13 protein-coding genes are annotated in these 15,947 nt (G+C 66.2%); 6 read left to right on the top strand and 7 right to left on the bottom strand.

Going from position 1 to position 15,947, the window contains the following annotated elements; translation table 11 throughout:
• Positions 1-10 precede the first annotated feature (10 nt).
• Positions 11-805 (bottom strand): SapC family protein, encoded by a 795-nt coding sequence (locus EDF57_RS10895; protein WP_134094252.1) that lies wholly within the window; start codon positions 803-805, stop codon positions 11-13.
• Positions 806-1,457: 652 nt separating this feature from the next.
• Between EDF57_RS10895 and EDF57_RS10890 the strand changes: the two genes are divergently transcribed.
• On the top strand, positions 1,458-2,516 hold the full coding sequence (locus EDF57_RS10890) for an aldo/keto reductase (protein WP_134094251.1): 1,059 nt from the start codon (positions 1,458-1,460) through the stop codon (positions 2,514-2,516).
• 15 nt (positions 2,517-2,531) lie between these two features.
• Here the strand turns inward: EDF57_RS10890 and EDF57_RS10885 are convergent, their stop codons facing one another.
• Positions 2,532-3,242 (bottom strand): IclR family transcriptional regulator, encoded by a 711-nt coding sequence (locus EDF57_RS10885; protein ID WP_132267038.1) that lies wholly within the window; start codon positions 3,240-3,242, stop codon positions 2,532-2,534.
• A gap of 84 nt (positions 3,243-3,326) precedes the next feature.
• Between EDF57_RS10885 and EDF57_RS10880 the strand changes: the two genes are divergently transcribed.
• The gene (locus EDF57_RS10880) at positions 3,327-4,295 is read left to right on the top strand and encodes a TauD/TfdA family dioxygenase (protein WP_134094250.1); all 969 of its coding nucleotides are present in this window, start codon (positions 3,327-3,329) and stop codon (positions 4,293-4,295) included.
• A 32-nt stretch (positions 4,296-4,327) separates the two neighbouring features.
• Positions 4,328-5,194 (top strand): alpha/beta hydrolase, encoded by an 867-nt coding sequence (locus tag EDF57_RS10875; protein WP_243841005.1) that lies wholly within the window; start codon positions 4,328-4,330, stop codon positions 5,192-5,194.
• On the opposite strand, the gene EDF57_RS10870 is transcribed toward EDF57_RS10875, so the two are convergent.
• Both EDF57_RS10870 and EDF57_RS10865 read right to left on the bottom strand, forming a co-directional pair.
• A complete protein-coding gene (locus tag EDF57_RS10870) occupies positions 5,160-6,527 on the bottom strand; it encodes a hypothetical protein (protein WP_134094249.1) in 1,368 nt (455 codons plus the stop codon). The genes EDF57_RS10875 and EDF57_RS10870 overlap by 35 nt on opposite strands.
• Before the next feature lie 4 nt (positions 6,528-6,531).
• Positions 6,532-7,005 (bottom strand): VOC family protein, encoded by a 474-nt coding sequence (locus tag EDF57_RS10865; protein WP_134094248.1) that lies wholly within the window; start codon positions 7,003-7,005, stop codon positions 6,532-6,534.
• A gap of 174 nt (positions 7,006-7,179) precedes the next feature.
• Here EDF57_RS10865 and EDF57_RS10860 point away from each other — a divergent pair, with 174 nt between their 5' ends.
• From EDF57_RS10860 to EDF57_RS10850, 3 genes are all read left to right on the top strand, one after another.
• Positions 7,180-8,475: an amidohydrolase family protein gene (locus EDF57_RS10860; RefSeq protein ID WP_134094247.1), complete on the top strand. Its 1,296-nt coding sequence runs from the start codon at positions 7,180-7,182 to the stop codon at positions 8,473-8,475.
• Positions 8,472-9,884: an aromatic ring-hydroxylating dioxygenase subunit alpha gene (locus tag EDF57_RS10855; RefSeq protein WP_134094246.1), complete on the top strand. Its 1,413-nt coding sequence runs from the start codon at positions 8,472-8,474 to the stop codon at positions 9,882-9,884. The genes EDF57_RS10860 and EDF57_RS10855 overlap by 4 nt, the downstream gene beginning before the upstream one ends.
• A 64-nt stretch (positions 9,885-9,948) precedes the next feature.
• Positions 9,949-13,410: an indolepyruvate ferredoxin oxidoreductase family protein gene (locus EDF57_RS10850; RefSeq protein WP_134094245.1), complete on the top strand. Its 3,462-nt coding sequence runs from the start codon at positions 9,949-9,951 to the stop codon at positions 13,408-13,410.
• Between the two features lie 4 nt (positions 13,411-13,414).
• Here EDF57_RS10850 and EDF57_RS10845 read toward each other — a convergent pair whose 3' ends face one another.
• From EDF57_RS10845 to EDF57_RS10835, 3 genes are read right to left on the bottom strand one after another with little or no spacing between them, the layout of a single operon-like run.
• Complete coding sequence (locus tag EDF57_RS10845) at positions 13,415-13,738, bottom strand: 2Fe-2S iron-sulfur cluster-binding protein (protein WP_347876950.1); 324 nt, start codon at positions 13,736-13,738, stop codon at positions 13,415-13,417.
• A gap of 11 nt (positions 13,739-13,749) precedes the next feature.
• A complete protein-coding gene (locus EDF57_RS10840) occupies positions 13,750-14,595 on the bottom strand; it encodes a glucose 1-dehydrogenase (protein ID WP_134094243.1) in 846 nt (281 codons plus the stop codon).
• 11 nt (positions 14,596-14,606) lie between these two features.
• Entirely contained in the window at positions 14,607-15,935 is a 1,329-nt protein-coding gene (locus EDF57_RS10835) for a cytochrome P450 (protein ID WP_134094242.1), read from the bottom strand.
• Positions 15,936-15,947: the final 12 nt, after the last annotated feature.

The raw sequence follows: 15,947 nt of genomic DNA, 5'->3' as shown, positions 1-15,947 counted from the left end.
CCGGCAGGGATCAGGTCGCGCGGGTGACGGCGGCCAGAGCGTCCCACTTCGCCTGCGAGGCGATCTGCGCGTGGATGGCGGGCAGCGCACCGGCGTCGCGAAGGCGCAGGAACTGCTCGGCCGAAAGCGCTTCGAAGCGGGTCCGGTCGATGGTCCGGAATTCCACCAGCAGGCTGGGCTCGGCAGCTTCCGGTGCCGTGTAGTGAACGCGCTTGATCTCGAACAGGTCAAGCTCGTCCAGCAGCGCGATCAGCACGCCGGTACGGGCCTGTGCGGCCTCGTAGCTCTCGCAAAAACGCAGCGCCTGCAGCGTCAGTTCGGTCGCCTCGGCGCCTTCGAACAGACGGACCGCATCGTCGGCATCCTTGTCGCCGACCCGGCCCGAGGCGTGGTCGAGGCAGAGGATCAGGCGATCACTGCCTTCGTCGCGCGCGAAAACGAAGGGGTAACGACGCAGATAGGCCGGGATGTAGGCGCCATTCTGATAGCGGCCCTCGGAAACGAACAGGTTGTGTTCGGCTTCCAGGCCGGTGACGGCGTAGGGCTGACGATCTTCGCCGAAGAACAGGATCGGATAGTCGAGTCCGGCCCGCTCGAACTCGTCGACCGTCAACTGGACCATCGGCGCGCCGGCTGCGAATCCGAAGTCGGTCGGCGCGACGATCACGGCCGCATCGGCGTGCGTCGCGCTGTTGACCGGGCGCGGGTCCCGATAGAGCGGAAGGCTGCCATTGACCTGCGGCCCACTCGTTGCCGGCGCCGCGGTGCCAGCGCTCTTGCGATTCTTCTGCTTGGATTCCGTCATGTGCCCCACCAAAAATCTAACCCCATTTCGTCATTGCCGGACGGATCGCACCCCAAATTGCTAATCCGCCGTAAATCAATGACTTACAGGCATTGTGCGCCTTTCAAAGGTAAATGGGCGCGCAAGCATGTAACGCGGCGGGCCTATCCACATGTCCGCACTCCCTTGCAATAAGGAAGTTTACGTAGCGCTTTTATGTCGACGGATTAATCGTTTGGCAGGTCCTTCATGCTACGCGCGCGCAGCTAATGGCGGGACCTGCGTTGGACCTGTCCGGGTGCGTTGCAGCGGCCGAAAAAAATTTTCGAGGCTACGCTCGGCTACCCGCAATTGGGGAATTCGACCTGCGAATCATCGGCAGTCGTGACACCCGGTCGGTGAGAATGCCGAATCGGATTCGGCGCGCCTTGTCGGCTGTTCCGGGGTTCGGCTGCGTCTAGACGGCAACCCGCGCGCAAGTCAAAAATTGACTGCAGCGGCAACGTACCAAAACTGGAACGGCAAAGCTGGTGGCATGCGGGATCGGCGCTTGACCGGGGAACCATCCCCTCCTGAAACGGCCTGGCGCGGCGCTGTTGTTTCGGCATCGGAAGCCGCGAGACAACCTTCGGCCGAAACCGGAGCTGGATCGAAAAGAGGATGATCGCTGGCGATGCAACTCGACGATTATCGCCTGCTGGGGCGCTCCGGCCTGCGGGTCTCGCCGCTGGCCTTGGGCACGATGACCTTTCGCGTGGGCGCGGGCGCGTGGGGCAGCAGTGACGAGGAGGCGCGCCGGATGGTCGATCTCTATATCGATCGCGGCGGCAACTTCATCGACACCGCAGACTTCTACGGCCAGATGGGCCAGTCCGAAGTCCTGCTGGGTGAACTGCTGAAGGGCCGGCGCGATCGCCTGGTGGTCTCCACCAAGTACTCGCTGACGACGAGGCCCGGCGACCCCAATGCCAGCGGCAATCACCGCAAGAATATGATCCGCTCGGTAGAGGACAGTCTCAGGCGGCTGGGTACCGACTATATCGACTTGCTCTATCTCCACATGTGGGATTTCAACACGCCCGTGGACGAGATCCTGCGCAGCTTCGACGATCTCGTCCGCCAGGGCAAAGTGCTCTACATCGGCCTGTCCGACACGCCGGCCTGGCAGGCCTCGCGCATGCAGGCCATTGCCGAGTTGCGCGGCTGGACGCCGTTCTGCGCGCTGCAGATCCCCTACAGCCTGATCGAACGCACCGTCGAACGCGAGCTGATCCCGATGGCCCGGGAGATGGGCCTGGGCGTTTCGCCCTGGGCGCCGCTGGGCCAGGGTCTTCTCACCGGAAAATACACGCGCGCCGATCTTGGCGGCGGCGACATGGACGAACTCGGCTCACGCAAGGCGATCAATGCCGCCACGGGAAAGCTGACGGCACGAAATCTCGATATTGCCGACCGGGTCGTCGAGATTGCCGGCGAAATCGGCTGTACCCCGGCGCAACTCGCCCTGGCCTGGACCCTGACTCATCCGGCCGTCGCCTCGCCCGTGGTCGGGGTGCGCACCCCGGCACAGCTTGAGGACAATCTCGGCGCACTGGCATTGGAGATCGCGCCCGAGCAACTCGCGAGGCTCGACGCGGCCAGCGCGGTGCCGCCGGTCTTCCCGATCGATGTGCTGCACGGACCGGCCCGGAGCATGATGTTCGGCAACGTGAAGCTGCGTGATCGGGTATAGACGGGGATCGGAATCCTAAGCGGCGGAGAGCAAACGCGCGGCGCCAGCCAGTTGGCCGCCGAGCAGCGCGCGCCGTTCAGGGCCAAGGCGCTCCGAAGGGCCGGTCAGCACCAGAGTGCCGAGCGGTCGCTCGTCCGGCCCCAGCACGGCCGAGGCGATGGCGACCGCCCCGGCGACGATGTCCCCGTCATTCACGGCATAGCCCCGCGCACGCGTTGCCGCGAACTGCGCCAGCAGATCCGCGTCCGGCGGCGCGGAGAGCAAGTCGCGCTGTTCCGGCGCGCTGAGATAGGGCAGCACCGCGCGCGCCGTGGCGCTCCCGTGCGAAGGCACGACCATGCCGACCGGCGGAGCCATGCGCAGCACTTGCGGGCTTTCCAGAGCATCGATCACCACGAAATGGCCGCCGTCGGGCACGGTGAGATAGGCCGTCTCCCCGGTTGCCGACCGCAGCGTTTCGAGCACCGGACGGGCGCGCTGGCGCAAGTCGTTGCTGGAGTGCGGCGTGCGCGCCAGGGTGAGTATGCGCAGCGTCAATTCCCACTTCGCATCGCCTGCAGAGCGGATCCAGCCCGCATCGGCCAGCGTCATGAGGTCACGCTGGACCGCGCTTTTGTCCGCCCCAAGCAGGCGCGCCAGCGCACTGACGCCGATCGGCTGCGCCGCGGCCACCGCTTCGAACACCTGCAGCATCCGGCCACCACTCTGGCCCCGCTTGACGGCCATGGGGGAAATCTCCTATCATGTCACTATTCAATACATCGTATCACTTAGTAATACAATAAGTGAGCGATGCAAGGAGAGTGTTGCATGACCAGGCCTCACGCATTCACCGTCAGCCCCCTTGGCGAGGATCTTCCTTTCGGCATCCGGATCGGCGCCCTCACGCTCGCCATGCTGGAGGATGCCGATACCCGCCAGCAGATAGACGCCCTGTTCGTCGAGCATGGCATGATCGTGTTCGAGGACGTGGAACAGAGCGACGAGATGCAACTGGCGATCAGCAGCTGCTTCGGCCCGCTCAAGGAGCATCCGGTCAAGGCGGTCAGCCGCGTCGATTCCAGCCGCCTTCCCGGCGTGATCGAAATTCGCAGCCGCCGCGGGCAGGGCATTGTCGAAGTCGACGGCAAGCAGCTCTCGCACTGGCTGCCGTGGCACTTCGACCATTGCTACAACGACGAGCTGAACCGTGCGGGCGTGCTGCGTTCCGTCGAGCGGGTGGAAGAAGGCGGCATCACCGGCTTCCTCGACGGCGTGGCACTATACCGCATGTTTCCCGAGGACTTGCGCGCGCGGATCGAGGGCACGGAAGTGGTCTACAAGCTCTCCACCCAGTACGACCGGCTCAAGTTCGGCAAGCCGGCCCGATATCGCATGATCGAACCCAAGCCGATCCCCGCATCCTTCGACGAGCAGGTGGCCAGGATGTCGCGGGCGATCCACCCTTCGGTCTGGACGCGCGCCAGCGGCGAGAAAGTGCTCCATGTCTCGGCCTATATGGCCGAGGGCCTGGTCGGCAACGAGACGCCCGAGGGCGATGCCCTGCTGGAAGCGGTCTGCCAGGAAATCAACCGCCTGGGCGGCGCCTGCAGCTACCATCACAAGTGGCGCGAGGGTGACATGGTGATCTGGGACAACACGCGGATGCTGCACTGCGTTTCAGGCAATAACCCGGACGAGGAGCGCCTGATGTATCGCACCACCATCGCCGGCGATTATCGCCTCGGCCGCTGGGAAACGACGCCGGTGGAACAGAATTCCGCCGACGCCATGGCCTGACGGCGAAACAGCGAAGAAGCGGGAGAGCATCGGTGGCCAGAATCGACGTGGACGGGCTCATGCTGGACTACGAGCTGCTCGGCGAGGAAGGCGCGCCTCCCTTGGTCATCACGCCGGGCGGGCGCTACGCACGCGACACGGCCGGCGTACCCGAACTGGGGTCGGAGCTGGCGCAGGCCGGCTACCGGGTGCTGCTCTGGGACCGTCCCGGTTGCGGCGCATCCGACATCGCCTTCACCGCGCCTTCCGAATCCGTGATGAACGCGCAGGCGCTGGTCGGGCTGGTCGAGGCGCTGGGGCTCAGGGACATCCGCATGGCGGGTGGTTCTGCGGGTTCGCGGATAACGCTGATGGCGGCGGCGCGCATGCCGCAGAACGTCCGCAAGATCGCGATCTGGTGGCTCAGCGGCGGCCCGGTGGGGCTGGCCGGGCTCGCCTGGTTCTATTGCGGAGACCAGATCGCCGCCGCCTCGAAAGGCGGGATGAAAGCAGTGGCGGCGCTGCCGAGCTGGGCCGACCAGACCGCGCGCAATCCCCGGATCCGCGACATCCTCCTGGCGCAGGATGCGGAAGCCTATATCGATACCATGCAGCGCTGGGGCAAGGCATTCGCCTATAGCGACGAGACTCCGATACCGGGCATGGCGCCTGCGGACTTCGCGGCGCTGACGATGCCGGTCATGACCTTCCGCTCAGGGCAAAGCGACATGGCCCACACGCGGCGCACCTCCGAATGGGTGCACGAGCTGCTGCCTTGCTCTTCGCTGGTGGAGCCACCGTGGAGCGATCAGGAGTGGAACGACGTCTCCACCTTCCCGATCGACACCGCAAAGCGCCGCGGCCGCTTCGAACGCTGGCCGCTGCTTACACCGATGCTGACGGAATTCTTCCGGGACTGACCGGGCCGCCCTCCGCCCCCAATACGTGATCGAGCGCAGTCCCCAGATCCGCCTTCGACCAGAGCGTCAGCAACACGGTGTAGATGTGCAGGACGGTGCGGAGGCCCTCCTCTTCCGCCACCAGGGGGTCGTGCGGGCCCAGGATCGGCGCCCCGCCGGGCAGCCGCCGCCGCAGCACCTTGTGGAGAGCCAGCACCCGCGCCGCGCCCATGACCCCGATGTGGACGAAGAAGTGGCGCTTCAGTTCCTCGGCGTCGATCCCAGCGCCGCCCTGCGCGCGGTATTCCTGCAGGAACAGCATGAGCAGCGCGTCGAGATCGTTCTCCAACATCCCCGCATGGGTGGCGCTCAGACAGCCCCATAACGCGGATCCGAAGGTGATCTGCGCGACCCCGCCCCAATCCAACAACCCGCAATGAAGAACCTGCCGATCGTCGCGCCAGAACCAGGCATTGTCGATATGGGCATTCCAGTGGCAGAGGGCGATCAGGTCCCGGTTGCCGAGCAGATAGGCCGCGAGCCTTTCGCGGTTTTCCCCGATGCGCAGGACATCGCGCAGGACGCGGTCGTAGAATTCGGGCGCCCGTAGCGCCGGCGGCAGAAGCTGCGGCAGGTCCGCCGCGAACTGGCGGCATCCCTCCACTGTCCTGCGCAGCGCTGCCGCGTCGCCGGTCACGCGCTCGACGCCGGCGCCAGCGGGATCGAAGGGGAAGCGCTGCTCCATATCCGCGGTCAACCGCCCGGCCTTGTGCGCAGCGGCGAGGCGCGCGAGCGCGGCGATCAAGGCGCGATAATAGGGCAGCGGATCGTCGATCTCGTGATCCCGGCATTTCTCGCGCTGCGGCTCGATGTCGTCCCGGCCGAAAGCCACGCGCGCGGTGATGAGCAGGCCGGTGCCGCTGGCATGGTCGAAGTCACCGAAATAGGCCCTCGGCACATGAATGGGAAAACCCGGCGTGCGCGAGACGGATGCGAAGCGCGCCTCGCTTTCCATCTCGTGGCGCGCATGATCGCGGCCACTGTCGGTGAAATCGCGCGAGAACTTCACGAAGAGATCGCGCTGCAACCCCGGCTCCTCCAGCGCATAGGCCACTGACAGGAACAGCTTGTGCCCGGTGCTGCCACCCGGACAAGGCTCCAGCCGGGTGATCCGGGTGACGCTGTTGGCAGGAGAAATCGAACCGAAGGCGTGAAAGGCCCGCGTGAGGAACGCCGCGCCGCCAAGACGCAGCGCCGCCTCGTGCGCCGGCATGAGGACGCCGGTGTCGTCCCCCCGCGCATGGCCGGTCGCCTCGACCGCGCCGCTGACGGCGCCAATTTCCGCTTCGCCCATGCGGTCAGGCCGTCGGCGGCAGACGGTCGAGGCGGAAGTCGCAATGGGCGGCGGTCTGCTGCAGTTCGATCACATTGCCCTCGGGGTCGCGGCCATAGACCGATTTGACATGCCCCATGTCGATCGGGGCGGGCGCGCCGAACGTCATGCCCAGCGCTTTCAGGCGAACGTATTCGCCTTCGATGTCATGCGTCACGTCGATGCAGAAATGCGTATAGCCCCTGTCCTGCGGGGAAAGCGGCTCGGTGCGACCCGGCGGCGCCTGGAACTCGAACAGCTCGACATAGCAGTTCCCCGTCCGCAGCATGGCCCCTCGCGCCGCAGAGCCAGGCACGTCGATCAGAGCGTCCAGCACCGGCTCTTCCTTCCAGGCGAAGGGCTCGCCCACGAGTTCGAAACCGAAGGCATCGCGGTAGAACGCGATCATCCGTTCGAGATCGCGGACGTGGACGGAAACGTGGTGAATTCCTCGGATCATGGCTGCCTCTTGCGGGTCCTGCGTCCCGTCGATTGCCCCAGCCCCCGCCCCGGAACAACCGTGTCGCCGCGTGCTGGCGCGGGCAGACAAGTCGCGGTGCATGTCCCGTCATCGGGCAGCGAGGCGCCAGCCGGTAAAGGATGATCCGGTAAGCCGATGGAGAAAGGTCATCCAATGGGCAGCACAGTGATTCAGGGCGCCAGCATCTGGGATGGCACCGGCGCCGATCCGTTCACCGGAGACGTGCTGATAGAAGGCAACCGTATCCGCGCCGTCCTGCGCGGCGGCGGACCGTGCCCGCCGGGAGCGGAAATCGTCGATGCTTCCGCCCTGTTCCTCATGCCTGGCATGACCGAGGGCCATACGCATCTTTCCTTCGAGAACGTGACGCGCACGGAGGATCTCATCACCCCCTCGCCGGAGCGGCAGGTCTTCACTGCCGCACGCGGCGCCAAGGCCCTGATCGATGCGGGTTTCACCAGCGCCTATGGCGCTTCGGAAGCGAAGCTGCGGCTTGCCGTGGCGGTGCGTGACGAGGTCGAGGCCGGGCGGCTTCCCGGCCCCCGCATCCGCGCGGGCGGACTGGAGATCAGCGTCACCGGGGCAATGGGCGACGAGGGCAAGGAACACGATCCCCGCATCGGCCCTGCCACGATCGTCGACGGTGTAGAGGAAATGCGCCGCGCCGTGCGCCTCCATTGCCGCGAGGGCGTGGACAATGTGAAGCTCGATGTCTCCGGCGATCCCTTCTATCCCTCCACGCCCGCCCACACCACGCCGATGACGTTCGAGGAGATCCGCGTCGCGGTGGAGACGGCGCATGCCTACGGCCGCAAGATCAACGCCCACACGCGCTCGATCGCCGGCTCCAAGGCCTGCCTGCGCGCCGGGGTCGATGCCCTGTTCCACTGCGAATATGCCGACGAGGAACTGCTGGACATGATGGAGGAGGCCCGCGACCGGATGTTCGTGGTGCCCACGGTCGGGCTGTTCCACCAGATCCTCAAGGGCGAAGCCTCCGCATTCGGCCTCACGCCCGAAGTCGGCGGATATATGAACATTCCCGAGCTGATGGAAAACTCCATCCGCACGCACACGGAACTGCGCAAGCGCGGCGTGCGCCACCTGATCGGCGGCGATTACGGCTTCGGCTGGAGCAAGCAGGGCGAACAGGCGCGGGACCTGCAGTTCTTCGTCGAATACTACGGCTATAGCCCCGCCGCTGCGCTGGTCTGCGCCACCCGCAACGGCGGGCTGGCGATGAGGGCACAAGGCGATCTCGGCACCCTGACCGAAGGGGCGCTGGCCGACCTGATCCTGGTCGACGGCGATCCATTGGCGGACGTCTCCGTGCTGACGGAAACCGCCAGGCTCGTCCTGATCATGAAGGACGGCCAGATGCACAAGAACGACAGCGGCGCCCGCGCGAAAGCATCGCCCGCCGGCCGCAAGGTGGAGAAAGTGGGATGAAGCCTGAGCCAGACACTCTCGCGCTTGGCGAAGCGCGCTGCCCTGCGGAAAGCACGCAGGACATCATCGCCCGCGACCGGGTTCCCGCCCCGGACTGGGCGACCTCGCAATCCTACGAATACCTGGGCAGCCAGGACATATCGAAGGATCGCTACGTCGATCCCGCGTTCCAGAAACAGGAATTCGACAAGCTCTGGACCCGCACCTGGCAGATGGCCTGCCGCGAGGAGCACATTCCCGAAGTGGGCGACTATTACGTCTACGACATCGGACCCTACAGCTTCATCGTCACCCGCGTGGCCGAGAACGAGATCAAGGCGCATTTCAACGCCTGCCTTCATCGCGGCACCAAGCTGAAACCGTCGAACACCCTGGGCAGCGGCAACCAGATCAAGTGCCCGTTCCACGGCTGGAGCTGGAACCTCGACGGCACCAACCGGCACATCCCCTGCCAGTGGGACTTCGCCCATGTCGACCCGGAGCGGATGCGCCTGCCCGATGCCCGGGTGGAGCGCCTGGGAGGCTTCGTGTTCATCAACATGGACCCCGACGCGCCGACGCTGGCGACATATTTCGGCCCAGAAATCATGAAGCATTTCGAGGCCTGGAAGCTGGAAGACCGGTACATCTATCTCCACGTCCAGAAGAGCTATCCGGCGAACTGGAAGCTGACGGTGGAAGCCTTCCAGGAGGCTTACCATGTGCTCGACACCCATCCCCAGGTCGCCCCGGCCAACGGCGACGTGAATTCGCAGTACGACGTCTATGGGCAGCATGTGAACCGGTTCATCTCCACGCTCGGCGTGGTCAGCCCGAACCTGGCCGGCAAGTACAGCGAACAGGACATCATCGACAATTTCACGCTGGGAGACAGCTCCGCGCTGGGCGGCAGCAAGCCGCAGCTGGCCCCGGGCGAGCGCGCGCGGCAGGTCATGGCGGACATGTTCCGCGCCATGTTCGAAAAGGCCGCCGATGCCGACCTCAGCCAGGTTTCCGACACCGAGCTGCTCGACACTTATTCCTATACGATGTTCCCCAACCTCTACGTCTTCCCCGGCATTTCCCTGCCCATGCTCTACCGCTTCCGGCCCGACGCCCGCGACCATCGCCGCTGCATCTACGAGGTCATGTTCATGCGGCCGATCCCCCGCGGCGGACACCGCCCGGAAACCGCGGAAGTGCAGATCCTGGACGACGACCAGTCCTTCGCCGAAGCCGAAGGGATGGACCCCGGCTTCGGCCGCATCCTCGACCAGGATACCGACAATCTCCATGCCCAGCAGGAGGGCCTGGAAGCCAGCGCCAAGCCCGGCATAACGCTTGCCAACTATCAGGAAATCCGCATCCGTCACTTCGAGGCCGCCGTGGACAGGTACATGGCGATGGAGCCGTTCAGGCCCCAATGGTAATGCAGGAAAGCGCGCAGCAGCCCAGGGGAACCGAGACACCGGGGCCTTGCCCGAAGGAATCTGTGTGACCAAGTCCGTCGCCGCCTTGCAGGACCGGTTCGAGCAGACCTCGGGGCAAGTGTTCCTGACATCGATGCAGGCGCTCGTGCGCCTGCCGCTCGACATGGCGCGGCGGGACCGGGCGGCCGGGCGCGACACGGCAGGCTATGTCACCGGCTATCGCGGATCGCCGATCACGACGCTCGACGCGCAATTGTGGTCGGCCAAGGCCTTGCTCGACGCGCACCGGATCCACTTCGAGCCCGGCCTGAACGAGGAACTGGCCGCCACCAGCCTGCGCGGAACCCAGCAAGTGGACTGGTTCGGCAAGCCGCGCTTCGATGGCGTGTTCGCCCTCTGGTACGCCAAGGGCCTTGGCGTCGACCGCGCCTGCGAAGCGCTGAAACTGGCAAACTTCGAAGGCACCCACGCAAACGGCGGCGTGCTGGTGGTTGCGGGGGACGATCATGCGGCCAAGTCCTCGGCTTCCGCACACCAGTCCGAACACACGCTGATCGCCGGATTCCTGCCGATCCTGGCCCCTTCCACCACCGACGAGATCATCGCCTATGGCCTGCTCGGCTGGGAGATGTCGCGGTTCAGCGGCCTCTACGTCAGCCTCAAGGCCGTCACCGATACGCTGGACCTGACCTCCTCGGTCATCCTGCCCGATCTGCGGATCGTGCGTCCCGACCGTCCGGCAGGGGTGGATCTCAACATCCGCCGCAGCCTGCCGCCGCTGACGCAGGAATCGCTGGTGGTGAACGAGCGCCTGCCTGCGGCCGTCCAGTTTGCGCGCGCAAACGGCCTCAACCGGGTGCTCATCGCGCCCGAGCGGCGCAACCTGGTGATTTTGACCGCGGGCAAGCCCTATCTCGACGTCTGCGAAGCCTTGCTGGCGCTTGGCCTCGACGCAGCCCGATGCCAGGCCCTCGGCATCGCGCTGGTCAAGCTGGGCATGACCTGGCCGATGGACGAGGCGTTCCTGCGCAGCGCCTGCGCCGGGGCGCGCGAGATCCTGGTGGTGGAAGAGAAGCGCCCGGTGATTGAGGAGCAGCTGGCCGCCGCCCTCTTCGCCATGCCCGGCCCGCGTCCCCTCCTTCTCGGCAAGCGGGACGAGCATGGCCGCGCGCTGCTGCCGCTCGACAATGTCCTGGATGCGGGACTGGTGCGACGCGTCCTCGTTTCGCGGCTGGCGGGGCTCGGCGTTCTCGATGGGGCCGCCCGCGACGCCGCCGAGCGGCTTGCCACGCTGGAAGCGGCAGCGGCGGAGCCAGCCCGAGCGGTTCGCCCGGCCTACTTCTGTTCGGGCTGTCCCCATAACACCAGCACCCATGTGCCCGAGGGCAGCCTGGCGATGGGCGCAACGGGCTGTCACGGCCTGGCCGCCTTTATGCCCGAGCGCCGCACGATGAATGTGGTCGGCATGGGCGCCGAGGGACTGCCCTGGCTGGGCGCCCAGCATTTCACCGAGACCGGGCATGTCTTCTCGAACATGGGCGACGGCACTTATACGCACTCGGGCATATTGGCGATCCGGGCAGCGCTGTCCGCCTCGGCGAACGTGACGTTCAAGATCCTCTACAACGATGCCGTGGCGATGACCGGGGGCCAGCCGCTGGAAGGCAATATCCAGCCGGAGCAGATCGCCGCCGAATTGATCGCGGAAGGCGTCGATCCGGTGGTCCTGGTCTCGGACCGGCCCGAGCACTGGCGCGGCAAGCTCCCGGCGCAAGTCCGCGTGCTCGATCGCGACCGGCTGGACACGGTCCAGCGCGACCTGCGCACGGTGCCCGGCGTCTCCGCCATCCTCTACGAACAGACCTGCGCCAACGAGAAACGCCGCCGCCGCAAGCGGGGCGATGCGCCCGATCCGGACATGCGGCTCTACATCAACCCCGCCGTCTGCGAAGGCTGCGGCGATTGTTCGCGCCAGTCCAACTGCGTCAGCATCACCCCGCTTGAAACCGCCTTCGGGCGCAAGCGCGCCATCGATCAGTCCGGGTGCAACAAGGACTACAGCTGCGTCAAAGGCTTCTGCCCCTCGTTCGTTTCCGTGCGCGGCGCCCGGGTCGCGCGGCGCGGCGCCGATATGGGCGCACTGGAACCGCTGATCGCAAGCCTGCCCGAACCGGCGCTCGCCGCTGTCTTGGATAGCTATGCCATGCTGGTGACGGGGATCGGCGGCACCGGCGTGCTGACGGTGGGCGCTGTGCTGGGCATGGCCGCGCATATCGAGGGCAAGGCGGCCAAAGTGCTCGACATGACGGGCATGGCGCAAAAAGGCGGCGGGGTGATGAGCCACATCCGCTTCGCCGCGGATCCTGCGCGCATTCCGAGCGCCCGACTGGGCACCGGCCAGGCCGACCTGCTGCTCGCCTGCGACCTCGTGGTCGCCTCTGCCCCCGATGTCGTCAGAACCTTGCGACCGGACAGTCGGGTGGTTGCGAATGTGGATGTCGTGCCGACCGGCGAATTCCAGACCCGCAGGGACATGGACTTGCGCGCCGCCACCTTCTTGCCTGCCATCGCCGCACAGGTCGGGGAGGGAAACGTCGCATCGGTACGCGCGCTCGCCCTTGCGGCCCGGTTGATGGGCGACACGATCTTCACCAACCTGCTGATGGTCGGCTTCGCCGCGCAGAAAGGGCTTCTGCCGGTGAGCGTGAGCGCCATTGCCGAGGCGGTGCGGCTGAACGGCACCGCCGTGGAGGCCAACTTGCGCGCGCTGGCGCTGGGCCGGATCGCTGCGGCGTTCCCCGAGGAACTGGAACCCGTCGCCAGGCTCGATCCGGTTTCGCCCATGCCCGCCGATCTGGAGACCCTGACGGAAAGCCGCAGCCGCCACCTCGCCGCCTATCAGGACGAGGCCCTGGCGGCAGACTATCGCGCGTTCCTGCATGACATCGCCGGGCGGCTGGCGGCGCGCGGGATCGCCGATCCGCAGCCGTTTCTCATGGCCGCGGGAGAGCAGCTTGCCCGCCTGATGTCGTACAAGGACGAGTACGAAGTGGCACGGCTCTACACCGCGCCGGCGTTCCGGGCCGGCCTCGCCGCGCAGTTCGACGGCGACTACCGGCTAGAGGTCAACCTGGCCCCGCCCCTCCTCGCCTTTCGCAAGGATGCGAAAACAGGAAGGCCGCGCAAGATCGCGATGGGGCGCTGGATCTTCCCCCTCTTCGCGCTGCTCGCCCGCATGAAAAGCCTGCGCGGCACCCGGCTCGACCCTTTCGGCATGACTGCGGAGCGCCGCATGGAGCGGGCGCTGATCGGCGAATATCGCGCGCTGATTAGCTCGCTGGCCGATCGCATGACCGAGGACGGGCTCACTGCCGCGACCGAAATCGCCACATCGGCAGCACTCGTCTGCGGGTTCGGGCCGGTGAAGATGGCCGGTGTCGCTGCCTATCGCGAACAGCTCGGCCCCTTGCTGGAACGGTTCGATGCCATCGCCACCGGCGCGGCGCCGAGACAGGCGGCGGCCTGACCGCTCAATAGCCGTTAGGCGCCACTTCGACGCGCAGCCCGTCCAGCTCTTCCCGCAAGCGGATCTGGCAGGAGAGCCGGCTGTTCGGCTTCTGGAATTCCGAAACGAGGTCGAGCATTTCCGCCTCGATCGCATCGGCACCGCCGACTTTCTCCATCCAGGCATCGTCGACATAGACATGACAGGTCGCGCAGGCGCAGGCGCCCCCGCAGTCGGCCAGAATGCCGCTCACGCCGTGCGTGCGGCCCACTTCCATCAGGGACTGGGACGGCTCCACGCCCTCGAACTTCCGCTCCGCGCCGCCTTCCTCCACGAATGTCACTGTCACGCCCATCGCCATCACGCCCCTTCGCCCAGAGCCGCGGCACGCGCTGCCATCAGCTCCCTGAAATGATTGACCGGGTCGCCTGCGGATATGCCGCCATCCACGGCGAGCACGGTGCCGGTGATCTGGGCCGATCGGCCGCCCGCGAGGAACAGGACCGCCTGCGCCACGTCTTCGGGCGTACCCTGGCGCTTCAGCGGCTTGTTCGCATCCCACACCGGCTTCATGGCCACCTGGATACGCGCGGCCGCCTCTGGCGATGCGCCCGGGGGCGCGAAGGCATTGAGATCGGTGGGAATATGACCGGGGGCCAGGCAGTTCACCCGGATGCCATATTGCGCCAGATCGATCGCCATGGACTTGCTGGCATGGATCGCGGCCACTTTCGAGGTGCGATAGGCGAGCATGGCCAGACCCGGAATGAGCCCGGCGATGGACGTGTTGTTGATGATAGATCCGCCGCCGTTCCTGGCCATGTGCCGCGCGGCGCGCTGCGTCCCCAGGATCACCCCCAGCACGTTGACGCGCATCACCTGTTCGAAATCCGCAAGATCGTCGTCGAGGAAATCGGCGCTCGGCCTGCACGAGACGCCGGCATTGTTGAACATCACGTCCAGGGCGCCGAAGCGGTCGACGGCCGCCGCCACCAGCGCGTCGATGTCCTCAGTCCGGCCGACATCCGCCTTTCGGAAGATCGCGGCCTCCCCCAGAGCTAGGGCGGCGGCCTGTCCGGCCTCCTCGTCGATATCGCCGATCACCACCCTTGCGCCTTCGGCCACGAACAGCGCGGCGGTCGCGCGGCCGATGCCCCGCGCCGCGCCGGTGATCACGGCGACTTTTCCTGCCAGCTCCTGACCCAAGTGCCGCTCCCTCATGCCCGCTTGGAGAAGGCGATCGGCAGGCACTCGATCGAATGCGTGGCGACCGTGGGCAGGTACTTCAGGTCCCCCGCCGGAACGGTCAGCCTGAAATCCTCCATGCGCCGGATCACCTCGCGCGCCGCCACCCGGATCTCCATGCGCGCCAGCGACAGCCCGATGCAGCGGTGGGGACCGCCTCCGAACGAAACGTGACGGCCCAGGTTGGAACGCTCCATGTCGAACGTGCGCGGACAGGGGAACACGTCCTGCTGGTCATTGGCCGAGGCATACATGAGCAGCAGATGCGCGCCTTCGGGCAGGCTCCTGCCGCCCAGCTCCACCGGCCGCGTGGTCATGCGCGAAAGGCCGCGCACGGGCGGCTCGATCCGCAGAAGCTCCTCGACGAAGCGCGAGAGCAACCGGTCATCGTCGGCCGATTCCTTCAGCAGTTCCGCGACCTGCGGCTGCGTGGCCAGGATGTAGAGCATGTTCGACATCGCCGTCGCCGTCGTTTCGTTGCCCGCGATCATCAACGCGCGCACCAGCGAGACGGCTTCCCCGAAAGCAAGGGTGGGGTTGTCCTCCCCTTCCGCCCGGGCGTGGACGAGATCGGAGATCATGTCCTCGCCCGGGTTCGCCTCACGGTCGCGCATATGGGCGATCAGGAAGTTCTGGAGGTCGCAGATGTCCCTGGCATTGGCGATCATCTGCTCGCGGTTCTGCATGCGGCCGATCTGCTGAGTCACGGCGATGGACCAGCGCTGGATCTTGTCCGCGTCGTAGACGTCGATGCCCAACTGCTCGCAGATGACGCGGATGGTGACCGGCACTGCGAAGTCCTTCACACCGTCGCACTCTCCCCGATCGATGAAGCCCTCGATCGTCTCGCGCACGATGGTCTCGATCAGGGGTTCCAGCTGCCGGACGCGGTGGGCCGAAAAGGCATTGTCCATCAGCTTGCGGATGCGCGTGTGGTAAGGCGGGTCGGACATGATGGCGTCGGGGAAATAGCCCTGCCCGTCGCGTTCCAGGATCTGCTGGAACTCCTCGAAGAAACCGGCCGCATATTGCGCCTTGTAGCCATGCTCGACCGAATAAGTGATCGGATCGCGCTGGACGGTCTGGATGTCCTCATAGCGCGAGACCAGGTACATCCGCAGCTTCTCGTCGTAATGGACGGGATCGAGCGCCCGCATCGCATCGTAATAGGCAGTGGGCTGGGCCGAGATGGCCGGATCCGTCAGCGAGGCACTGCCGAGAAGCGCCGATCCCTGCGCCGCGGGGCATTGTCCCGCCTCACGGGGCGCGGGGCCGGTGACCTGAGTTTCAGCAGCAGCCATGTCGTATCTCCG

This window comes from Novosphingobium sp. PhB55 (assembly GCF_004368805.1).
GTDB lineage: Bacteria > Pseudomonadota > Alphaproteobacteria > Sphingomonadales > Sphingomonadaceae > Novosphingobium.
The sequence above is the reverse complement of the archived record's forward strand: the minus strand, read 5'-3'. Positions and strand labels throughout refer to the sequence as shown.